The 19,106-nt window shown below is 42.1% G+C and carries 19 protein-coding genes, 2 tRNA genes and 1 pseudogene; 9 read left to right on the top strand and 13 right to left on the bottom strand.

Annotated elements, in window-relative coordinates; translation table 11 throughout:
- Positions 1-263: integrase core domain-containing protein (locus tag ABWP14_RS07850; protein ID WP_353202422.1), on the top strand; the 263-nt coding region annotated here is incomplete at its 5' end.
- A 261-nt stretch (positions 264-524) separates the two neighbouring features.
- Positions 525-1,937, top strand: a complete 1,413-nt coding sequence (locus ABWP14_RS07855) for a carbohydrate porin (protein ID WP_353202423.1) — start codon at positions 525-527, stop codon at positions 1,935-1,937.
- 330 nt (positions 1,938-2,267) lie between these two features.
- On the opposite strand, the gene ABWP14_RS07860 is transcribed toward ABWP14_RS07855, so the two are convergent.
- Together ABWP14_RS07860 and ABWP14_RS07865 are read right to left on the bottom strand one after the other, a co-directional pair.
- A tRNA-Arg gene (locus tag ABWP14_RS07860) sits at positions 2,268-2,344 on the bottom strand.
- 37 nt (positions 2,345-2,381) lie between these two features.
- Positions 2,382-2,458, bottom strand: a tRNA-Pro gene (locus ABWP14_RS07865).
- Positions 2,459-2,518: 60 nt separating this feature from the next.
- Here ABWP14_RS07865 and ABWP14_RS07870 point away from each other — a divergent pair.
- Both ABWP14_RS07870 and ABWP14_RS07875 read left to right on the top strand, forming a co-directional pair.
- Positions 2,519-2,884 (top strand): hypothetical protein, encoded by a 366-nt coding sequence (locus tag ABWP14_RS07870; protein ID WP_353202424.1) that lies wholly within the window; start codon positions 2,519-2,521, stop codon positions 2,882-2,884.
- An 88-nt stretch (positions 2,885-2,972) separates the two neighbouring features.
- The gene (locus tag ABWP14_RS07875; protein WP_353202425.1) at positions 2,973-5,048 is read left to right on the top strand and encodes a TonB-dependent receptor; all 2,076 of its coding nucleotides are present in this window, start codon (positions 2,973-2,975) and stop codon (positions 5,046-5,048) included.
- Here ABWP14_RS07875 and ppk2 read toward each other — a convergent pair whose 3' ends face one another.
- Both ppk2 and ABWP14_RS07885 read right to left on the bottom strand, forming a co-directional pair.
- Positions 5,049-5,954, bottom strand: a complete 906-nt coding sequence (gene ppk2 / locus ABWP14_RS07880) for a polyphosphate kinase 2 (protein ID WP_353202426.1) — start codon at positions 5,952-5,954, stop codon at positions 5,049-5,051.
- A 55-nt stretch (positions 5,955-6,009) separates the two neighbouring features.
- Positions 6,010-6,609: a lysophospholipid acyltransferase family protein gene (locus ABWP14_RS07885; RefSeq protein ID WP_353202427.1), complete on the bottom strand. Its 600-nt coding sequence runs from the start codon at positions 6,607-6,609 to the stop codon at positions 6,010-6,012.
- 286 nt (positions 6,610-6,895) lie between these two features.
- Here ABWP14_RS07885 and ABWP14_RS07890 point away from each other — a divergent pair, with 286 nt between their 5' ends.
- The 4 genes from ABWP14_RS07890 to ABWP14_RS07905 are packed head-to-tail and all read left to right on the top strand — an operon-like array spanning position 6,896 to position 10,123.
- Entirely contained in the window at positions 6,896-7,705 is an 810-nt protein-coding gene (locus ABWP14_RS07890; RefSeq protein ID WP_353202428.1) for a UDP-2,3-diacylglucosamine diphosphatase, read from the top strand.
- Positions 7,702-8,730: a glycosyltransferase family 4 protein gene (locus ABWP14_RS07895; protein ID WP_353202429.1), complete on the top strand. Its 1,029-nt coding sequence runs from the start codon at positions 7,702-7,704 to the stop codon at positions 8,728-8,730. The genes ABWP14_RS07890 and ABWP14_RS07895 overlap by 4 nt, the downstream gene beginning before the upstream one ends.
- A gap of 13 nt (positions 8,731-8,743) precedes the next feature.
- Positions 8,744-9,148, top strand: coding sequence for a diacylglycerol kinase (locus ABWP14_RS07900; RefSeq protein WP_353202430.1), 405 nt, complete (start codon positions 8,744-8,746; stop codon positions 9,146-9,148).
- Between the two features lie 42 nt (positions 9,149-9,190).
- A complete protein-coding gene (locus ABWP14_RS07905; RefSeq protein ID WP_353202431.1) occupies positions 9,191-10,123 on the top strand; it encodes a GNAT family N-acetyltransferase in 933 nt (310 codons plus the stop codon).
- A gap of 1 nt (position 10,124) precedes the next feature.
- Here the strand turns inward: ABWP14_RS07905 and ppx are convergent, their stop codons facing one another.
- Together ppx and ABWP14_RS07915 are read right to left on the bottom strand one after the other, a co-directional pair.
- On the bottom strand, positions 10,125-11,687 hold the full coding sequence (ppx, locus tag ABWP14_RS07910) for an exopolyphosphatase (protein WP_353202432.1): 1,563 nt from the start codon (positions 11,685-11,687) through the stop codon (positions 10,125-10,127).
- 98 nt (positions 11,688-11,785) lie between these two features.
- Positions 11,786-12,013 (bottom strand): GDCCVxC domain-containing (seleno)protein, encoded by a 228-nt coding sequence (locus tag ABWP14_RS07915; RefSeq protein WP_353202433.1) that lies wholly within the window; start codon positions 12,011-12,013, stop codon positions 11,786-11,788.
- Positions 12,014-12,297: 284 nt separating this feature from the next.
- Between ABWP14_RS07915 and ABWP14_RS07920 the strand changes: the two genes are divergently transcribed.
- A complete protein-coding gene (locus tag ABWP14_RS07920) occupies positions 12,298-12,513 on the top strand; it encodes a hypothetical protein (RefSeq protein WP_353202434.1) in 216 nt (71 codons plus the stop codon).
- Here ABWP14_RS07920 and phoR read toward each other — a convergent pair.
- From phoR to pstS, 7 genes and pseudogenes are all read right to left on the bottom strand, one after another.
- Positions 12,499-13,800, bottom strand: a complete 1,302-nt coding sequence (gene phoR / locus ABWP14_RS07925) for a phosphate regulon sensor histidine kinase PhoR (protein WP_353202435.1) — start codon at positions 13,798-13,800, stop codon at positions 12,499-12,501. The genes ABWP14_RS07920 and phoR overlap by 15 nt on opposite strands.
- 66 nt (positions 13,801-13,866) lie before the next feature.
- On the bottom strand, positions 13,867-14,580 hold the full coding sequence (phoB, locus tag ABWP14_RS07930; protein ID WP_353202436.1) for a phosphate regulon transcriptional regulator PhoB: 714 nt from the start codon (positions 14,578-14,580) through the stop codon (positions 13,867-13,869).
- Positions 14,581-14,594: 14 nt separating this feature from the next.
- On the bottom strand, positions 14,595-15,302 hold the full coding sequence (gene phoU / locus ABWP14_RS07935) for a phosphate signaling complex protein PhoU (protein WP_353202437.1): 708 nt from the start codon (positions 15,300-15,302) through the stop codon (positions 14,595-14,597).
- Between the two features lie 13 nt (positions 15,303-15,315).
- Positions 15,316-16,103, bottom strand: a pseudogene (gene pstB, locus ABWP14_RS07940) (phosphate ABC transporter ATP-binding protein PstB).
- 56 nt (positions 16,104-16,159) lie between these two features.
- The gene (gene pstA / locus ABWP14_RS07945; protein ID WP_049805592.1) at positions 16,160-17,026 is read right to left on the bottom strand and encodes a phosphate ABC transporter permease PstA; all 867 of its coding nucleotides are present in this window, start codon (positions 17,024-17,026) and stop codon (positions 16,160-16,162) included.
- Positions 17,023-18,012, bottom strand: a complete 990-nt coding sequence (gene pstC / locus ABWP14_RS07950) for a phosphate ABC transporter permease subunit PstC (protein WP_353202438.1) — start codon at positions 18,010-18,012, stop codon at positions 17,023-17,025. Before pstC ends, pstA begins: the two co-directional genes overlap by 4 nt.
- An 84-nt stretch (positions 18,013-18,096) precedes the next feature.
- Positions 18,097-19,089 carry a phosphate ABC transporter substrate-binding protein PstS gene (gene pstS / locus ABWP14_RS07955; protein ID WP_353202439.1) on the bottom strand — a complete coding sequence of 331 codons (993 nt, stop codon included), beginning with the start codon at positions 19,087-19,089 and terminating at the stop codon, positions 18,097-18,099.
- Positions 19,090-19,106: the final 17 nt, after the last annotated feature.

Consider the following 19,106-nt stretch of genomic DNA (forward strand, 5'->3'; position numbering starts at 1 on the left):
CTGGCATTGGTGTCAAAACCGCTTACATTGAACCCGGTAGCCCTTGGGAAAATGGCTTTTGTGAAAGCTTTAACGGCACTTTTAGGGACAACCTTTTAGATGGGGAGATCTTTTATAGCCTAAAAGAGGCCCAGATCATCGTGGGGGAGTGGGTTAAGCATTACAACCATGTCAGGCCGCATAGCGCTTTAGGTTACAGACCTCCAGCACCCCAAACCCAAGTACCCCAAATAATACAAAATCAACCCATGTTGCTGCAATGATTTACTATAGAAATACTCTCTTTGGTAGTGGACCTAAATTGACAGCAGTTCAAGAAGTGAACCTACAACTTAGTCCGCCTAATTGGGGCACCTACTTCAAAGAACAAATGACTGTAGCTAAGCGCAACTGGTTCTTCATATTTTTTTCCAAACGATCACATCTCTGAAGATATAGTTTAGACAGGGCTTGAAGTCTTAAATTCACAGAACTTTCACAAAGTTGTCATAAAGTAATGACTTCTATGTTTTGAGTGTTTCTTGATGCGCCTGTTCTTGACAGCCCTCCTATTAATTGCCTCCTTCTCTACTATTGCTCAGCGGGTAGAAGGCTATCGCCCAGAATCAGCGATTCACGAAGCATCAGAAGCAATGGAGGGATATAAGCCAATCCCTACTGAGTTTGATATTTTTGGAATGCCAGTGAATTGGCATGCTCAAACAACCTATATCAACCAACGCTATCCAAACTTTAATGCTCAATATAGCGGTCCAAATAGTTTGAAGAATGACCATTCTCTAAGTTATACGTGGTCTGGAACACTTTTCTTGGGCGCCAGAGTTGCGCCTAATACAGATATCTACTTCAACCCCGAAGTATTCTCTGGGGTTCCATTTTCAGGATTAGTTGGCTTGGGCGGTTTGAGTAACGGCGAGGCAAATAAAGCCGCAGGATCACAAGCAAAGTTTTACTCTGCTCGTGCTTTTTTACGATCAACTATCAATCAAGATGGCGAGAAGATTTATCTCGAAGATGAAGCCAATCAGATATCGCAAACTGTTAGCAGTAATCGTGTAGTAGTGACCGCTGGTCAATTCTCTACATTAGATATTTTTGACGATAGTCGCTACGCTAAAGACCCAAGAACACAATTTATGAACTGGGGTAACTTAACCTACCTGGCATATGACTATGCCGCAGATAGCAGAGGTTATGGCTGGGGCTTAGCTGGTGAATGGTATTTAGAAAATTGGGTAATGCGTGCCTCACGAATGACCACTCCAAGAGATCCAAATGGATTGCCTGTCGATTGGAACATCATGAAGCACTACGGCGATCAGATTGAAGTTGAGCGTGGACACTCGATAGCTGATTTACCAGGAAAAGTCAGCGTTCTAGCGTATCGCAACAAAATGGTGCTTGCTCGCTTTGCTGATGCGACCAATTACGTCATACAGAATAATGCTCAAGGCACTCAAGCAATTAATAATGTTCGTACCAATGAGCAATTTAAAACTGGCTTTGGTATTAATGCTGAGCAAGCAATCACTAAAGATGCTGGTGTTTATATGCGAGCCTTCAAATCCGATGGACAAACAGAAACAATGGCGTTTGCTGAGGCTGATAATTCTGTTTCTGTTGGCGCTGGTATTAATGGAACATCATGGTCTAGACCAGCAGATACTTTGGGAGTATCTTTAATGCGCAACGGATTATCCAGCGCCCGCCAACAGTACCTTCAAGCTGGCGGTGTTTCGTTTTTTATTGGCGATTATGCTGGTACTGGGCAAACCATCACCTACAAACCTGAACAGATAGCGGAGATTTACTACAACGCTACAGTGATTAAAAATGTATTTGCTGGAGTGAACTTTCAGCATATTCAAAATCCAGCCTATAACGCCGCTCGTGGACCAGTGAATATCTTTTCATTCAGAATCCACGCAGAGTATTGATTTGTCGTTTTAAACGATATCGACTGACAAAGCGATGAACAATCCTCTGCACCATAGACCGTTCTCCGCCACCCAGCCACCACAAATTACTCAAATTTAACGTCAGCAAGCCACCCTAGAAGAGACGCCTAACCGTCACGTAACCGGACACCTCCAGGTCGGGTCAAACCGACACCCGATGGCCAGAGTCAAATTTCCTCTGAGTTGCCGATAGTTAACTGGATCCACCACGCTAGACTAAGGTGAACCCAACGCCGGCCAAGTAGACCCAAGATTGAGTCAATAGACCACAATCAACCAGCCTACTTTTATATGAACCGATATGAAATTTGGTCTGCCCAGCACGATTCGAACGTGCGACCTACGCCTTAGAAGGGCGTTGCTCTATCCAGCTGAGCTATGGGCAGAATATGCTGGTATTAGTTTATGGCTAAATAGAGAAAATGGTCGGAGTACAAGGATTCGAACCTTGGACCCCCTGCTCCCAAAGCAGGTGCGCTACCAGGCTGCGCTACACTCCGACGGAACAAACATTCTACACTGAGAAGGCACTGAGGGGCAAATACTGTAAGATACAGCGCATGAGCGCCTCATTTTTAAGCAACAATAGTAAACGATTCCGGGGGTTAATTGCCCTGAGTTTTCTACTAGCTAGCTTAATTGGCACTCACTGGATTGGCTTTACTCACAACATTGCCCACTCGGGCATTGATAGCCATAGTGCTGAAATAAGCTGCCAAGATCATAGCTCCGACTCGAAGCATGGTTCGGCTAGCTGCCACTTACTAGATGCATTAACCCTTGCTGGATTCATTGCTTCCGATCTCAGTATTTTTATAAGCAACAAGCCTGAAAGCCAAGCACTAAATACGTCTGATCAATCGAGGTCTGAGCGTATTCATGTTGGGCTTTACCAATCTAGAGCCCCACCCTCTTTCATTCTGTAAATCTTCTTAATTCACCAAACTATTTGTTTGGTGATCTGATTATTTTCGCCATTCCAAGTGAATGCGAGTATTTGAAAGAAAGAATAAAATGTATCCGACTAGCCAGCCCGTAGCTGCGCATAAGCTTATCTACATTCTTGTATCAGGTCTCATTAGTACAGGCGCAGTAGCCCAATCGCAACCTTCACTCGAGGTAACAGCAACAGGATCACAAGAATCTTTGCAAAGTATTTTGACGCCAAATAAAATACTGCAAGGCGATGAACTTCTCAATAAATTAGGCAGTACACTCGGCGCCACTTTAGCCAATGAATTGGGGGTGTCTGCAACAGGTTATGGTGCCGGCTCATCTCGTCCAGTAATTCGTGGTCTTGAGGGTCCACGTGTACAAATTTTGCAAAATGGTCTATCTGTAGGCGATGTATCCAATATCTCCCAAGATCATGCTGTTGGCAACAATATGCAAAATGCCCGCCAAATCGAAATCTTGCGCGGTGCCGCAGCTCTACTCTATGGTTCAGGCTCAAGTGGTGGCTTAGTCAATGTGGTAAATGACCGCATCTTGACTAATCTTCCAGACCGTCCAACCGGGGCAATCAACACTAGTTATGAAACCGTGAATAACGGAAGAGCTGGGGCACTGCAAGTCGATAGTGCTTTTGGCTCAGTGGCAGTCCACCTAGATACCGCTATTAATAATGCTAATAACTACACTATTCCTGGTGGCTCAGTTCAGACGCCTGGTGGCTGGACAGTACCACCCGCAGGTGCCGAGGCGACTAATTACACCGGCAAGCTTCCCAATACATTTAGCAACCAAAATAATTTTGGTTTTGGGGCATCTTATATTGGTAAGTCTGGATACACCGGTGCATCAGTTGAACGCTTGAATAATAATTATGGAATTCCAACACCCGAAGGTGGATCGATTAATCAATCACAGAATCGCTATGATTTACAACATCAAACGCGCGATCCATTTTCAGGATTTACCTCTTTTAAATTCAGTGCCGCAAATACAAACTATAACCATACTGAATTTAATAACCAGGGTGAAGCAGCTTCCCAGTGGAAGAATATTGCAAATGAAGCACGCATTGAGTTAGCCCACAAACCTATTGTTGGTTGGAAAGGTACCTTTGGTGCACAAGTTACAGCCTCTTCTTTAAATGCTACTGAAGTTGGAACAGCAAGTTACGCAATTGTTCCACCTACTAAAACCAATTCGAGTGCATTATTTTGGATTGAAGAAGGCAAATGGAATTCCCTGCAAGGCAATCTTGGTTTGCGCTATAACAATGTTGCGCAGAATCCTAACTTAGGCACTGAATTAGTTCCACAGGAAATGAATACAGGTGGCGATACCCCAAGTATCGCACTGCAAAACCGGAACTTTAATTTGATGTCCTATTCTGCTGGTGGCTTATGGAACTTTATGCAAGGTCATAGTGCCGGTATAGCCTATACAGTGTCTCAACGAGCGCCTAGTGCACAAGAGCTCTACTCATATGGCGCGCATGAATCGACAGCAACCTTTGATATTGGCAATCCCAACCTCAATAAGGAAACTTCGCATAACCTCGAGTTCAATATACAAAAGACTAGCGGCTTATTGGGTGGTAAAGCTAGCGTCTATGCCAATCGCTTTAATAACTATATATATGGTTATTACTCTGGCCAATCGGTTCCTGATGCGGAAGACTTTTCAGTTGTAGTAGCTCAACAAGCTTCGGCCACAATTAAAGGGGTTGAAGCAGAGCTTACTTATAACTGGAGGCAGCATGGAGTTGGTGGGAGGATCTTTGGCGATGCCTCACAGGGAACTTTTGATGCTGGCGGTAATTTGCCGCTTCAACCAGCTCCACGTCTTGGCGCTGAGATTGCCCACCAGCGTAATGGTTGGCTAGCAAATGCAACTTACATCTACAGCTTTCAACAAAATAGATTGGCAGATTGGGAACAGGGCCCTGCACCAAGCTATAACTTATTAAATGCAGGAATCTCCTATACAGAGAAAATTAAGGCCGTTAATTGGACTGTGTATATGAACCTGAAGAATCTTCTAAATGATCAAATTCGGTATGCCACAACACCAATGGCTGTGAGACTCTATGCACCTCAACCAGGACGTAGTTTTATGGTGGGCTTAAGAGCTACTTTTTAATTAATACACTTCAGGCACATACATTTGCTGGGGTACCGGACCGCGTAAATAATCTGGATTATGGACGCGCGCCGGTAATGTAATCATTGGATGATCAATTTCTTGATAAGGTATTTGGCTCAACAAGTGCGTGATGCAGTTAAGTCGGGCCTTCTTTTTATCATTCGCTGCAACAACCCACCATGGCGCTTCTGGGATATGCGTACGCTCGAGCATCGTCTCTTTAGCTTTGGTATAGGCCTCCCATAAGCGACGTGCCTCTAGATCCATAGGGCTGAGCTTCCACTGCTTTAGCGGATCATGAATACGCAGCATAAAACGGTTGTATTGCTCATCATCTGAGATTGAGAACCAATACTTAATTAAGATAATTCCCGAGTTAATCATCATGCGCTCTAGATCTGGTACCGTTCTTAAAAACTCCTCATATTCTTCGGTGGTGCAAAAGCCCATCACCTTTTCAACACCAGCTCGGTTGTACCAGCTTCGATCAAATAAAACAATTTCACCACCAGCTGGAAGCTGAGAGATATAGCGCTGAAAATACCATTGGGTTTTCTCACGTTCATTAGGTGCAGGCAGTGCAACCACCTTACAAACACGTGGATTTAAGCGCTGAGTAATGCGCTTAATAGCGCCCCCCTTACCAGCAGAATCACGGCCCTCAAAAAGAACAGCCACCTTTAATTTATTAGCAACAACCCAATCTTGCAGCTTCACTAGCTCTGCCTGCAGACGAAACAATTCTTTGAAATAAACATTTCGAGGTATCTGAGAGTCACTATCGCCATCTTGAGAAAGGCGATCATCATCGAGCTCCATCTCGAGCTCCTCGTCCATGCTATCCAGAATTTCTTCTTGTGCACGGCGGTACCACTCAGCCATTTCTTTATGCTTTGTACTCATATTAATTTCTATTATTGGATTTTAACTTACAGATATGGCAGATTTATTACTATATTTATTTGGGGCCTAAGATTACAGAAATCTGCTCTTGGCTGTGCAATGCAAGCCATTTTCGATCACTCAAGAATGTTGGATCAGCCTCAGATGGGCCAATAAAAGTGAGATCTACGCGCAAATGATGGTGCCTCAATATTTTAGCAATTGACTCTAAAAGCCCCATGTCCCCAATAAAAGCAGCTACTTCTGAATATAAACCCGTATTTTGATCAAAATATTGAATGGCAACGGTGTATACCGGTACTTTACTAATCACTACTGATTCAAACAGGTTTGTTTTAAATGGCTTAACGCTACGCCCCTCTGTCGATGTCCCTTCTGGAAATATACAAATAGAATCACTCTGAAGAATATGTGCCATATTATTTACCACCTGAGCTGCATTTCTTGAATTACCTCGCTGAATAAAAACAGTGCCCAATTGTTTTGCCATCCAACCAAAAATAGGCCAGCTTTCTACCTCTGACTTGGCTACAAAGCGAATTGGTTTGAATGCATTGATTGCGTGAATATCTAACCATGAAATATGGTTAGATACCAATAAATACGAGGAAATCGGTAATATTGATGGATTGATTACCTTTAACTGAACACCCATAATTTTTAAAAGCCTAAGAGACCATTTTTGTATAAGGGCATGCTTATTTTTGATGCTAGATGAAGGAAAAACAAAAACTAAAATGAAAACCCCATAAAAGATATGTGTACAGGTGAGGCACCAATAGACAAAAAGGCTCGGATATGAGCTTGTTTTAGAGAGCTTGATAGATTGGATATTCATCTTGCTGTGAAATATAGAACATAACTGAGATTGTATCGATAGTCATAAAACTGCCATAAAACTGTCATGATGATTACATATTGAATTGGCTTAATACTAATTCATGATCCATTACAGAGCTATCTGGATTTCAGACGTGCACCTAGGAACATCAGGGTGTCAGGCAAATTACCTCCTCGATTTTCTAAAACATAATGAAGCTGATAAGTTTTATCTTGTCGGAGACATTATTGATGGTTGGAGACTGAAAAAGTCATTTTATTGGCCACAATCACATAACGATGTAGTGCAAAAACTCTTACGTAAGGCGCGTAAGGGGACTGAAGTGATTTATGTACCAGGAAATCATGATGAAAGTGCCCGTCAATTTTTTGGACTTTCCTTTGGTGACATTAGGGTCGTAGAAGAAGTCATTCACATTACTGCTGATGGCAAAAGGCTCTGGGTGACTCATGGCGATTTGTTCGATGGGGTAATGCAATATGCCAAATGGTTAGCTTATGTTGGAGATACGCTCTACACATTTATCCTATTCGTTAATCGTCATTTTAATATGATCAGGGTGAAGATGGGCTTGCAGTACTGGTCCCTCTCTCAGTACCTAAAGCATCAAGTCAAAAATGCGGTCAGTTACATTGCTGATTTTGAGCACATTATGGCCAGAGAGGCCCGACTCCGAGGTTGTGATGGCGTTGTCTGTGGCCACATCCATAAAGCCGAGATCCGTGTAATTGATGGTCTGATCTACTGCAATGATGGTGATTGGGTCGAAAGCCTTACAGCTTTAGTTGAGACTCATACGGGAGAGCTCAAAATTATTCATTGGCCCCATATTAAAGGTGAGCCAGTTGAAACTCCGGAAATCACATACCAACCCGCTGTTGAAGCACTTATAAAAGAGGCTGCTTTATGAAAATAATGATCATTACCGATGCATGGGATCCACAAGTCAATGGTGTTGTGAGAACCTTAAAGCAAACTCGTGCTGAATTAATCGCTATGGGTCATGAAGTAGAAATGATTACCCCAAATGGTTTTAAGTCCATTCCCTGCCCAACCTATCCCGATATTGCGCTCTCTCTTTTCCCTGGTAAAGAAGTAGCCCGAAAAATTAAGGAATTTGCACCTGATGCGATGCATATCGCTACTGAAGGTCCTTTAGGTTTATCGGCTCGCTCTTATGCAGTCAAAAATAAAATACCTTTTTCAACTGCTTATCACACTCGTTTTCCTGAATATGTCAAAGCTCGGACAGGAATTCCACTTGCAATCACCTATGCATTTATTCGCTGGTTTCATAAGCCCTCAATGGCTGTCATGGCACCAACCATTGTTGTGAAAGATGATTTAGAAAAATATGGCTTGCACAATGTTGTTTTATGGTCAAGAGGGGTGGATCTGGATATTTTTAAGATGCAAGAATCCAAATCTTTAAATACAGCCCACCCCATTTTTCTTTACGTAGGAAGAGTTGCTATAGAGAAAAATATCAATGCTTTTTTAGAATTAGATTTGCCTGGATCTAAATGGGTAGTTGGTGATGGTCCAGCAATGTCTGGGATAAAGGAAAAGTATCCTGATATTAATTATCTTGGCGTCTTACAGCAACACGAGTTAGCGAAGGTCTATGCAGCAGCTGATGTATTTGTGTTCCCAAGTAAAACAGATACATTTGGCCTAGTACTGCTCGAAGCAATGGCCTGTGGCACACCTGTTGCCGCTTACCCTGTAACCGGCCCGATTGATGTTTTGGGCAATTCTTCTGCAGGGGCAATGCATGAAGACTTAAAAGAAGCCTGTATGCAGGCATTAAAAATTCCTCGCGAAGTAGCCAGAGCTCATGCTGAAAAGTTTTCATGGCGAGCTGCCTCAGAGCAATTTGCAAACCACCTAAAGCCAGTAGCTACTACCGATGTTCATATAACTGCCCTTGCCTAAGGTACAGAACTCTGTGAACTCAAAATACCATATTAATCAAAATCCCCATAAGGGAAATAAAGGGTTTACTCGAGCATGGCATGCGGCCAAAAATTCATGGTGTGGTTTGGTATATGCATTTGTGGAAGAAAGTGCTTTTAGGCAGGAATTAACTTTATTGATACTACTTACCCCAGTTGCCTTGTTTTTACCAATTGATTACCTGGAGAAATCCTTATTAATCTCTTCTCTCGTAATGGTGCTGGTAGTGGAGTTACTGAATTCTAGTGTTGAGGCGGCAATTGATCGTATCTCATTCGAACATCATGATTTGTCTAAACGGGCAAAGGATTTTGGATCAGCTGCTGTGATGCTAGCACTCGTCATTGCAGTCTTAATATGGTCCGCCATTTGCATTCCTATTGTCTTAAAAATGTAACAAGTCACACATAACATTCATGTAATCTAATAAAGGTTAAATATGTCAGACTTACCGAACCCAATTGGCGCTTTTGAAATCTTTAAGATCAAGAAAGAGCGGATACTAAAAGGCTCAAAATCAGCAGCGCTTAAAAAACTCTCTAAGAAATTAACCAAAAAATTATTTGGCAAAAAATTTGCAACTAAAGCCCGTGAGCAACTATCCACACTGGAAGAAATTTCCTATATCAAGCCTTCGGTTCATGTAAAGCCTAAAAAAGCAGCATTTCTGATTAGCTGGGCTTCTAATGCTGCTGAAATTAAGGAGGCGCAACGTTTGCGCTATAAGGTCTTTGCAGAAGAATTGGGCGCCAATCTTTCACAAAACCTTGAAGGCCTGGATATTGATGAATTCGATGCCTATTGCGATCACTTGTTGATACGCGACCAGGATAGCTTAAAAGTTGTGGGTACTTATCGCGTACTCCCACCTCATAAAGCACTAGAAATTGGACGCCTATACTCAGACTCAGAGTTTGATCTAACACGTTTAAATCATTTAAGACCAAAATTAGTAGAGCTTGGAAGATCATGTGTGCACAAAGACTATCGTTCTGGCGCTGTCATCATGGCGCTATGGAGTGGCTTAGCCCAGTATATGCAAAAAAATGGATACGAAATCATGCTCGGTTGCGCTAGTATCCCAATGGCAGATGGCGGGCATTTTGCAGCAAGCCTATATAACTCATTAAATAACGAACAAATGGCCCCAACTGAGTTTCATGCATTCCCGCGCTTGCCGCTTCCTTTAGATAAGCTCAACGGTGGATTAGAAGTAGAGGCGCCTCCCTTGATTAAAGGCTACCTGAAGCTGGGAGCTAAAATTTGTAGCGCTCCTGCATGGGACCCTGACTTTAATACAGCAGATTTACTCACCATGCTACGTCTTTCTGAAATTAATCCCAGATATGCAAAGCACTTTTTTAATCTTTAACTTACTTTAAACTAAGCTTGTACGAGTGGCCAATTCTTTCCCATTCGACTGCTTCTTTTTGTAAACTAAATTCAGTCAATGGGTGCTCTTCGGCCCATTCTTTTGATAGGCTGACTAAATAAGATCCACCATACTCAGAAACCTTAACACTTGGCATATCCACATCATTACGTCCACGACATAACACTTGGGCTAATCGCAGGCAAAAAAGCATCCGCCAATCATTGAAGCTTGCATTATGGGAAAGTTTTCCTAATTTTCCGGTGTGACCTATCAATAAAGCCGCTAATCTAGCTTGATCATTTTTTGAAAACCCTGGCATATCTGCATTACCTGCAATATAGGCAGAATGCTTGTGATATCCATTATGAGAAATAGAGAGTCCAATCTCGTGAAGATTAGCTGCCCACTGTAAGAGTGCAATATTGTCGGATCGATTTTCAACATCTGGTTTAGGTAGCTGCGCTAAAAAATCAGCGGCAAGTTTTCCTACGCGTGTTGCCTGTTCTCGATCTACTGCATAGCGCTGCATAAATTGCTCTACAGTGACGTAGCGCATATCGTGGTGTTGTGACCTGCCTAATAAATCATATAAAACACCTACACGAAGAGCTGCATCAGTCACTTCCATGGACTCAATTCCGAGCTCATCGAATACGGCTAACATAATAGCCAGTCCCCCAGGCCATACAGCCCTTCTATCATCTTTTAGACCGAGTAATTGAACCTGACTGATATGCTCATATTTCAGTAAATGTTTTTTAAGGGATTTGAGGCCTTCACGAGTGATCAGCCCACTGGAGCCATTGACACGACCCATGGTTAATCCATCACCATTCCCATTAAATTCATTTTGGGAAATGAGCTCTGCTAATGCACGAGCTGTTCCAGAGGATCCAATGACCTGCTTCCAACCACTTTTAAGATATGCCCCAGAAATAACCTGTATCTCGCGTCTGGCTGCTAACTCTGCCTCTTTAAATGCATGGCTATCTATATTGCCTCTTGGAAAGAATCGCAAACTATGGGAAACGCAGCCAATATAAAGACTTTCCATCAATTTAGGTTCATAGCCTTTGCCGATGATGAATTCTGTTGATCCTCCACCAATATCGACTACTAATCTATTGCCCTGAACAGCCGGCACCTCATGAGCGGCACCAATATAAATTAAGCGAGCCTCCTCAACGCCAGCAATCACCTCAATTGGAAAACCGAGAGCTTCTTGTGCATCAAGAACAAATTTTTGAGCGTTTTTAGCAACCCTAAGAGTGTTCGTAGCGACAGCGCGAACATGGGAAGGGTCGAATCCACGTATACGTTCTCCAAAGCGTCTGATGGCCGATAAACCGCGCTGGTAAGCCTCCTCATCCAATAGCTTTGTATCCGTTAACCCTGCTGCTAATCGAACTGATTCTCGCAAGGTATCAATGGGGCGCAACTGGGTACCAGACGAAGTACTGACTGTTTGTGCAACCAGTAGGCGAAAGCTATTGGAACCCAAATCCACTGCTGCTACTAAGTCAGATGATGTAAAAACTGAATCCAGTGGTTGATCTAACAAAATTTATCCTGAATGTGAAAATGCTGATTCATTATGTCTGCAATATGTAAATTTTTGACATATTAACGAATTTAATGCATTAACTTCCAAGAAATCAGTTAAGCAGCTAAATTCTGTTCAGCACTTGAGCAGTCGAGATCACCAAAACTACAGAATATGCAGCAATCCCCCGATTTGGGCTTCAAAATTGCGTTACACACTCTACATTGAAATAGATGCTGTGACGCGCCTCTTGGCAGCTCTAATATCTCTGTCCCCTGACAGTGTGGACAGGTAATAGTTGAATGCTGAGCATATGCCAAATTTTTCACGTTGAGATTTTGCACTGAAAATATTACAAAGATATGTCACCTTCTAGTACTCGTTACTCATAGGAGCCAGGAAGCAAAAATGTCCATAAGTGATAGCTATCAGACTTTCAATTTTCTCATCAAATTCGCGAAGATAGAACCCCTGAAAAACCCCTGATTGTTGTCCGTATTAGATTGATTGAAGCCATAATTGAGTTAAATAGTAGGGAATTTCGACTAAAACAGTAAATTCGTCAAAAATAGGGTTTGTCATACAAATTTGATACAATAAGTTTCTTTATTAATAGGATTGTTTGGCTATGAGCAAATATCAGTACGAAGATGCCGTAAAACAATTGCAAGAAACTAGCAGTATTGGTCTTGTCGATCTTAAGAGTCTCTCGCATGATGATCTTGTAGAACTTTGCGAAGAAATAAAGGTATGGTGCCTTTACGCCAACGGCAAACTCGATAAATTACCTAAAGAATCGAAGAAAAAGAAGAAGAAAAAGAAGGAGCAATTAAGAAGTACTTAAGCGCTCCATGGGAAATTGTAATGTGAAAGTGCTCCCTATGCCAGGTGTACTTTCGATGAGTAATTGAGCCTGGTGGCGACTAGCAATATGTTTAACAATTGCCAAACCTAAACCGGTACCTCCCGTTTCACGCGATCGGCTTCGATCCACTCTATAAAATCTCTCCGTAAGTCGGGATAAATGCTCTGGAGCAATACCTGGTCCAGTATCGGATACAGAAAATTCACCCTGACCTTCTTGATTTACAGACCATTTCACATTGATTGCGCCAAGGTCTGGGGTGTAGCGTATCGCATTAGATACTAAATTACTAAATGCCGACAATACCTCCCTTTCATCCCCCAAAATATTTTGACTAGATTCAGCGCCATAAGTAAAGGAATGTTTTCCTTGAGAAAGCGCTTCAGCATCGTTTCTGACTAAGGCCATCAAGGTATTAATTTGTAACTCATTTGTGGCGGCTGGAAGTGCATTTGATTCAAGATTGGCTAAGGTCAGCAAATCTTCTACAAGGGTCTTCATTCTTTGAGCCTGCGACATCATCATCTCAAAATACTGATCTTGTTGTTCTTTTGATAAATGTAAAGACTGAACTGTTTCGAGAAATCCCATGAGTACGGTAATAGGCGTTCTCATCTCATGCGATACATTGGCAACAAAATCTCTGCGCATTGCATCTGCTTTTTGTAGATCAGTAATATTTTGTATCAATAATATATGTCTTTTTTGACCAAATGGGAAAGCCTGCAACATGAGGCTAAGACTGCTACTTGAGCCCATGCGCTCAAGAAGTAATGGTTCTTCAAAATTACGCTTAACAAAATATTGAATAAATTCAGGCCGTCTTATCAGAAAATGAATTCTCTGCAATGCATCGCGCTTAAAGTTAAGACCAAAGAATCGCTCGGCAATACTGTTACACCATTCAATTTGATCGTTTTCATCTAGCATGACAATTCCATTTGGCGATGCTTGGAATGCCTCTATGAAGTGATCATGTTGTTGTTCAATAATCCGTATTTTTTGTTTCAGACCTTTAATAAGTCGGTGTAATCCAAAATAGATCTCCTCCCAATAGCCGCTCGGAAGGGAAATATTCTCAACTGAATCAGTCTGAATCAACTTTTTTAGGCGGGTAAGATTGATGTAGGAATAGACTAGGGGTATCGATAGGATCGCAGCTGAAGTAAAAATAGCCCAATCAGACCCAAATAAATGAAGGGCAATGTATGCAGCAATGATTGCTAGGCATACTATGAAAAAAAAGCGGTATAAAGCAGCGACCATGAATGCAATATTAGACCATCTTTACGAGGCCACTGAAAAACTCAGGGATACAACGACAGTTATGAATTAGGTCTGCGTCGGGGTCTTTGTAATACGGTAACCGCTTCCCCTTACTGTTTCAATGTACCTATCGCAATCTAAAGGGGCTAAAGCGGCTCTCAATCGCTTGATATGAACATCAACTGTTCGCTCTTCGATATAAACCTCATTACCCCAAACATTATCCAATAAGCCAGTACGTGAATGCACTCTTTCTGGATTAGCCATAAAAAACTGAAGAAGTCTATATTCAGTAGGGCCTAAAGAAATCGGCTGAGGATCAATATTGGACGATATTGCAAAAACGCGATGAGAACTAGGATCCAATTTAAGGGGGCCAACTGATAAGGGCCCAGTATCTTCGATCGGAGTTTGCCTACGAAGTAATGCCTTCACTCTTGCTATCAGTTCCTTGGGTGAGAATGGCTTAGTAACATAATCATCTGCGCCAGAATCTAAACCTAATACCTTATCGGATTCTTCGCTTTTAGCTGTCAGCATTAATATAGGCAATCCCCTCGTTCGATCATTTGCACGCAATTCTTTGGCAAATTGAACGCCTGATTTTCCTGGTAGCATCCAGTCTAAGATCAGTAGATTTGGAAGACGATCCTTCATTAAGGCAAATGCAATATCGGTTTGCATAGCCCTTTCTACTTCATAGCCTGCATGAGATAAATTGATAGCAATTAACTCTGCAATGGATGGCTCATCTTCAACAATCAGTATGTGGTGAGTCATTTTGGTCAATAAAGTTAAGGTTTATTAGCTTCGCGTGCCAAATCTTCGTGAGGAATATGACGAACATCGGAACCCTTTGCTATATAAATAACAAATTCGGCAATATTCTTAGCGTGGTCACCAATACGTTCAATGGCCTTGGCAATTGTCAGCATATCCAAACCAGCACTGATTATATGTGGGTCCTCAGACATATAAGTCATGAGCTTTCTAACAAATCCTCTAAATTCTTCATCAATCTGACGGTCTTCAGCAACAACCTCAGCGGCTGCTATAGTGTCAAGTCTTGCGAAAGCATCTAAACTGCGTCTTAGTAGGGTAATCGCCATTTGACCTGATAAACGTATCTCTGCGACGTTAATGTTGTATGGCTCTGCAGACTCTATTAAACGTTTGGTTCTCTTGGCAACACGCTCCGCCTCGTCACCTGCCCGCTCTAAATTGGTAATCGCCTTCGATACTGCCATCACCAAACGCAAATCTCGAGCGGTTGGTTGTCGACGGGCAATGACTTCAATACAAGCTAGATCAATTTGAATTTCAAGATCATTTACTAACTTTTCATTCTCTATAACAATATTGCATGTATCAAGGTCCATTTGAGTGAACGCACGCATTGCAGTAGATATTTGAGACTCAACCAGGCCACCCATCTCAAGTAAACGACTTGAGAGTGAATTTAGATCTGCGTCAAATTGCGAGGATAGGTGTTTGTCTGGCATTTAATGTCTCCAATTAACCAAAGCGACCGGTAATGTAATCTTCTGTTTCTTTGCGCTTAGGTTTGATAAAGATTGCATCAGTTTACCATACTCCACCAAAACGCCTAAGTACATATAGGCGGTATAGTCAGAAACTCGAGCAGCCTGTTGCATATTGTGCGTCACAATTGCAATGGTGTATTCAGTCTTAAGTTCATTAATCAACTCTTCAATCTTACCAGTAGAAATCGGATCTAAAGCCGAGGTTGGCTCATCGAGCAAAATTACCGAAGGCTTTACCGCTACTGCTCTAGCAATGCAAAGCCGTTGTTGTTGGCCACCTGAGAGAGATAAGCCGCTTTGGTTAAGCTTGTCCTTTGCCTCATTCCATAAGGCCGCCTTATTTAGAGCCCATTCTACTCTTTCATCCATTTCAGAACGAGAAAGCTTTTCGTATAAACGGGCACCAAAGGCAATATTTTCATAAATTGACATTGGGAACGGAGTCGGTTTTTGAAAAACCATACCAATTCGGGAACGCAGCAAATTTAAATCTTGACCAGGTTCTAGAATATTTTGCCCATAGAAATTGATCTTACCTTCCGCACGCTGCCCAGGATACAAGTCATACATTCGGTTAAGAGTTCGTAAAAGTGTCGATTTACCGCAACCTGAAGGTCCAATAAATGCAGTTACCTTACCCTGTTCTATATCGAGATTAATATCTTTTAGACCTTGAAATGAACCATAAAAGAAATTGAGATCTCTAACTTCAATCGCATTCATTGCCTTTTGATCCGATAGTGTGTTTACTTCATCCATCTTGCCCCCTTGACTATCAACTCTATTTAAGTCAAACATAGTTTTCATATTACTCATCATCCTTGGACCTTCTCACGGAATACCACACGGGCCAAAATATTTAAGCCAAGTACGGCAAATGTAATTAATAGTGCTGCAGCCCAGGCCAAATCAACCCAGTTATCATAGGGGCTCATCGCAAATTGGAAAATAACCACCGGCAAGTTCGCCATTGGTGCATTCATATTAGTAGAGAAAAATTGATTGTTTAATGCTGTAAATAATAACGGTGCAGTTTCTCCACTAATACGTGCTAGGGCCAATAAAATGCCTGTAATAACACCACTTTTAGCTGCGCGTAAGGTAATCATGAATGCAACCTTCCACTTCGGTGCACCTAATGCATAAGCAGCTTCGCGTAAGCTTCCCGGGACAAGTCGTAACATATTCTCAGTTGTTCTAACTACAACAGGGATTGCAATTAAAGCTAATGCAATCGTTCCAGCCCAGCCAGAGAAGTGACGTACTTGAGCAACTACTAAGGCATACACGAAGAGGCCTATCACAATAGATGGTGCTGAAAGCATGATGTCCGTCACAAAACGAGTAACAGCAGCAACCTTACTTCTGTCACCATATTCTGAGAGGTATAAGCCAGCTAGCACGCCAATTGGAGTGCTGATTAAGGTGCAGCTACCCACAATCATGAGGCTACCTACAATTGCATTGGCTAAACCGCCCCCTTCAGATCCTGGTGCAGGCGTACTATGCAGAAACACATCTAGGTTGATGGAAGAGAATCCCTTAATAAATAGAATACTCAAAATCCACAAAAGGAAAGTCATGCCCAACACCATAGCCAGACTAGAAAGGACTAGGCCAATCTTATTGGTGAGCTTGCGTCGGGCAAAAATTGCCGGATTGATATTTGATAGACCGATCATGTTTTAAGTCCTTGCTTTTTCTCCATACTCAGGAGCATCCACTTAGCAATAGCCAAGACTAGGAATGTAATCATGAATAGCGCAAGACCAAGCGCAAACAGGGAAGAGTAATGTGGTCCTAGCTCAGCTTCACCAAACTCATTTGCCAATGTAGATACAATTGAATTACCAGGAGCAAATAAAGATGCAGATAGTCGATGGGCGTTGCCGATTACAAAAGTAACTGCCATCGTTTCACCAAGTGCCCTGCCTAAACCCAACATGATGCCGCCAATTACACCTGCCTTGGTATATGGTAAAACAACATTTTTAACAACTTCCCAAGTAGTGCAGCCAATGCCATAAGCAGACTCTTTCAGAACAGGCGGAACAATTTCAAAAACATCACGCATAACTGATGCAATAAAGGGCAAAATCATCATTGCCAAAATCAACCCGGCACAAAGAATACCAATTCCATTTAAGGCTCCAGAAAATAAGATCCCGAGGCCGGGAATTTGTCCTAAAGTGCCTGCCAATGCAGGTTGAATATAGTCGGCGAAAATAGGTGCAAAGATAAATAGACCAAACATTCCATAAATAATAGATGGTACTGCTGCCAATAACTCCACAGCAGTGCCTAGTGGTCTGCGCAATGCATTCGGACATAGCTCAGTTAAAAATACTGCAATACCAAAGCTCAGAGGCACGGCAATTAACAAAGCAATTAAAGAGGTAACAATAGTTCCGTAGATGGCGATTAATCCACCAAACTCACCGTTAAGAATATCCCACTCTTTAGTAAAGAAGAAACCAACTCCAAATTTATCAAGAGCTGGCCAAGCATTAATCATAAGCGAAATGATGATACCAACCAGCGCAATAAGCACTGATAAAGAAAAAAACTGTGTCACTGCATGAAATAAGAAATCTTGTATACCCTGTAACTTGGCAACCCGCAGGGCCTGAGGCGTTGGCGCTGAGTGCGACTGAGTTATTTCAATCATATTAAGCTTAAATAAATATTGAAACAGCCCCGCCTAGAGTGGGGCTGTTTCAGTGTTGAGATTAAATCTTCAAGCAATTGGAAATTACTTAGTAGCAACTTTTGACCAAACGCTTTTACGAATGAAATCGGTGGTTGCATCAGGCATTGGTACATAATCTAAATCATCTGCCATCTTTTTACCTTCTTTAAAAGCAAAGTCGAAGAATTTCAACACTTCTGCAGAGTTGGCTTTTTTCTCTGGGTCCTTGTACATCAAGATAAATGATGCACCAGTGATTGGCCATGACTTAGCGCCAGGTGCATTAGTGATATAGGTGCCCATACCTGGAATTTTCGCCCAATCTGTACCAGCAGCTGCAGCAGCAAAAGTTAATTCATCAGGCATGACATAGTTACCATCCCTATTCTTCATAGAAATAGTTATCATCTTGTTTTTCTTGGCATAAGCGTACTCAACATAACCTATAGAGTTCTTCACGCGTGAGACATTGGCTGCAACACCTTCGTTACCTTTACCGCCAACTGATGAAACTGCAGGCCATTTAACAGCAGCACCAGCACCAACGGCATCTTTCCATAAAGTACTGGTTTTGGCTAAATAATCAGTAAAGATTGCTGTTGTACCTGAACCATCGGCACGATGCACTACAGTAATTGGCCCAGTAGGAATTTTTACGCCTGGGTTCATAATTGCAATACGCATATCGCCCCAATCAGTAATAATCCCTTGGAAAATATCCGCTAATGTTGGGCCATCCAGCTTGATATCGCCTGGTTTAAGACCATCAACGTTAATCACTGCTACTACGCCACCAATAATGGCCGGGAATTGAACCATGCCATCTTTTTCTAAATCTTCAAATTTTACAGGCGCATCTGTAGCACCAAAATCAACTGTCTTTACTTTAATTTGCTTGATACCGCCGGAAGAACCAATAGATTGGTAATTAAAGTTTGTACCTGTCTTAGCTTTGTAAGCTTCAGCCCATTTTGCATAGATTGGGTATGGGAATGTTGCACCAGCACCAGTGATGTCAATTGCAAACGCTGAATGAGCAAAAAGTAATGACGCCAACTGCGAGAACACTTTTA

The sequence above is a fragment of the Polynucleobacter sp. genome (assembly GCF_040400325.1).
Lineage (GTDB): Bacteria > Pseudomonadota > Gammaproteobacteria > Burkholderiales > Burkholderiaceae > Polynucleobacter.

What these genes read in the sequence shown, in the direction of transcription:
- pstA (WP_049805592.1), bottom strand. Translation starts at nt 17,026, where the DNA reads ATGATCGGTCTATCAAATATCAATCCGGCAATTTTTGCCCGACGCAAG.
- ABWP14_RS07885 (WP_353202427.1), bottom strand. Translation starts at nt 6,609, where the DNA reads ATGGGTGTTCAGTTAAAGGTAATCAATCCATCAATATTACCGATTTCC.
- pstC (WP_353202438.1), bottom strand. Translation starts at nt 18,012, where the DNA reads ATGATTGAAATAACTCAGTCGCACTCAGCGCCAACGCCTCAGGCCCTG.
- ABWP14_RS07895 (WP_353202429.1), top strand. Translation starts at nt 7,702, where the DNA reads ATGAAAATAATGATCATTACCGATGCATGGGATCCACAAGTCAATGGT.
- ABWP14_RS07875 (WP_353202425.1), top strand. Translation starts at nt 2,973, where the DNA reads ATGTATCCGACTAGCCAGCCCGTAGCTGCGCATAAGCTTATCTACATT.
- ABWP14_RS07870 (WP_353202424.1), top strand. Translation starts at nt 2,519, where the DNA reads ATGAGCGCCTCATTTTTAAGCAACAATAGTAAACGATTCCGGGGGTTA.
- ppk2 (WP_353202426.1), bottom strand. Translation starts at nt 5,954, where the DNA reads ATGAGTACAAAGCATAAAGAAATGGCTGAGTGGTACCGCCGTGCACAA.
- phoR (WP_353202435.1), bottom strand. Translation starts at nt 13,800, where the DNA reads ATGGTCGCTGCTTTATACCGCTTTTTTTTCATAGTATGCCTAGCAATC.
- ABWP14_RS07920 (WP_353202434.1), top strand. Translation starts at nt 12,298, where the DNA reads ATGAGCAAATATCAGTACGAAGATGCCGTAAAACAATTGCAAGAAACT.
- ABWP14_RS07890 (WP_353202428.1), top strand. Translation starts at nt 6,896, where the DNA reads ATGATCCATTACAGAGCTATCTGGATTTCAGACGTGCACCTAGGAACA.
- phoB (WP_353202436.1), bottom strand. Translation starts at nt 14,580, where the DNA reads ATGACTCACCACATACTGATTGTTGAAGATGAGCCATCCATTGCAGAG.
- ABWP14_RS07905 (WP_353202431.1), top strand. Translation starts at nt 9,191, where the DNA reads ATGTCAGACTTACCGAACCCAATTGGCGCTTTTGAAATCTTTAAGATC.
- phoU (WP_353202437.1), bottom strand. Translation starts at nt 15,302, where the DNA reads ATGCCAGACAAACACCTATCCTCGCAATTTGACGCAGATCTAAATTCA.
- ABWP14_RS07855 (WP_353202423.1), top strand. Translation starts at nt 525, where the DNA reads ATGCGCCTGTTCTTGACAGCCCTCCTATTAATTGCCTCCTTCTCTACT.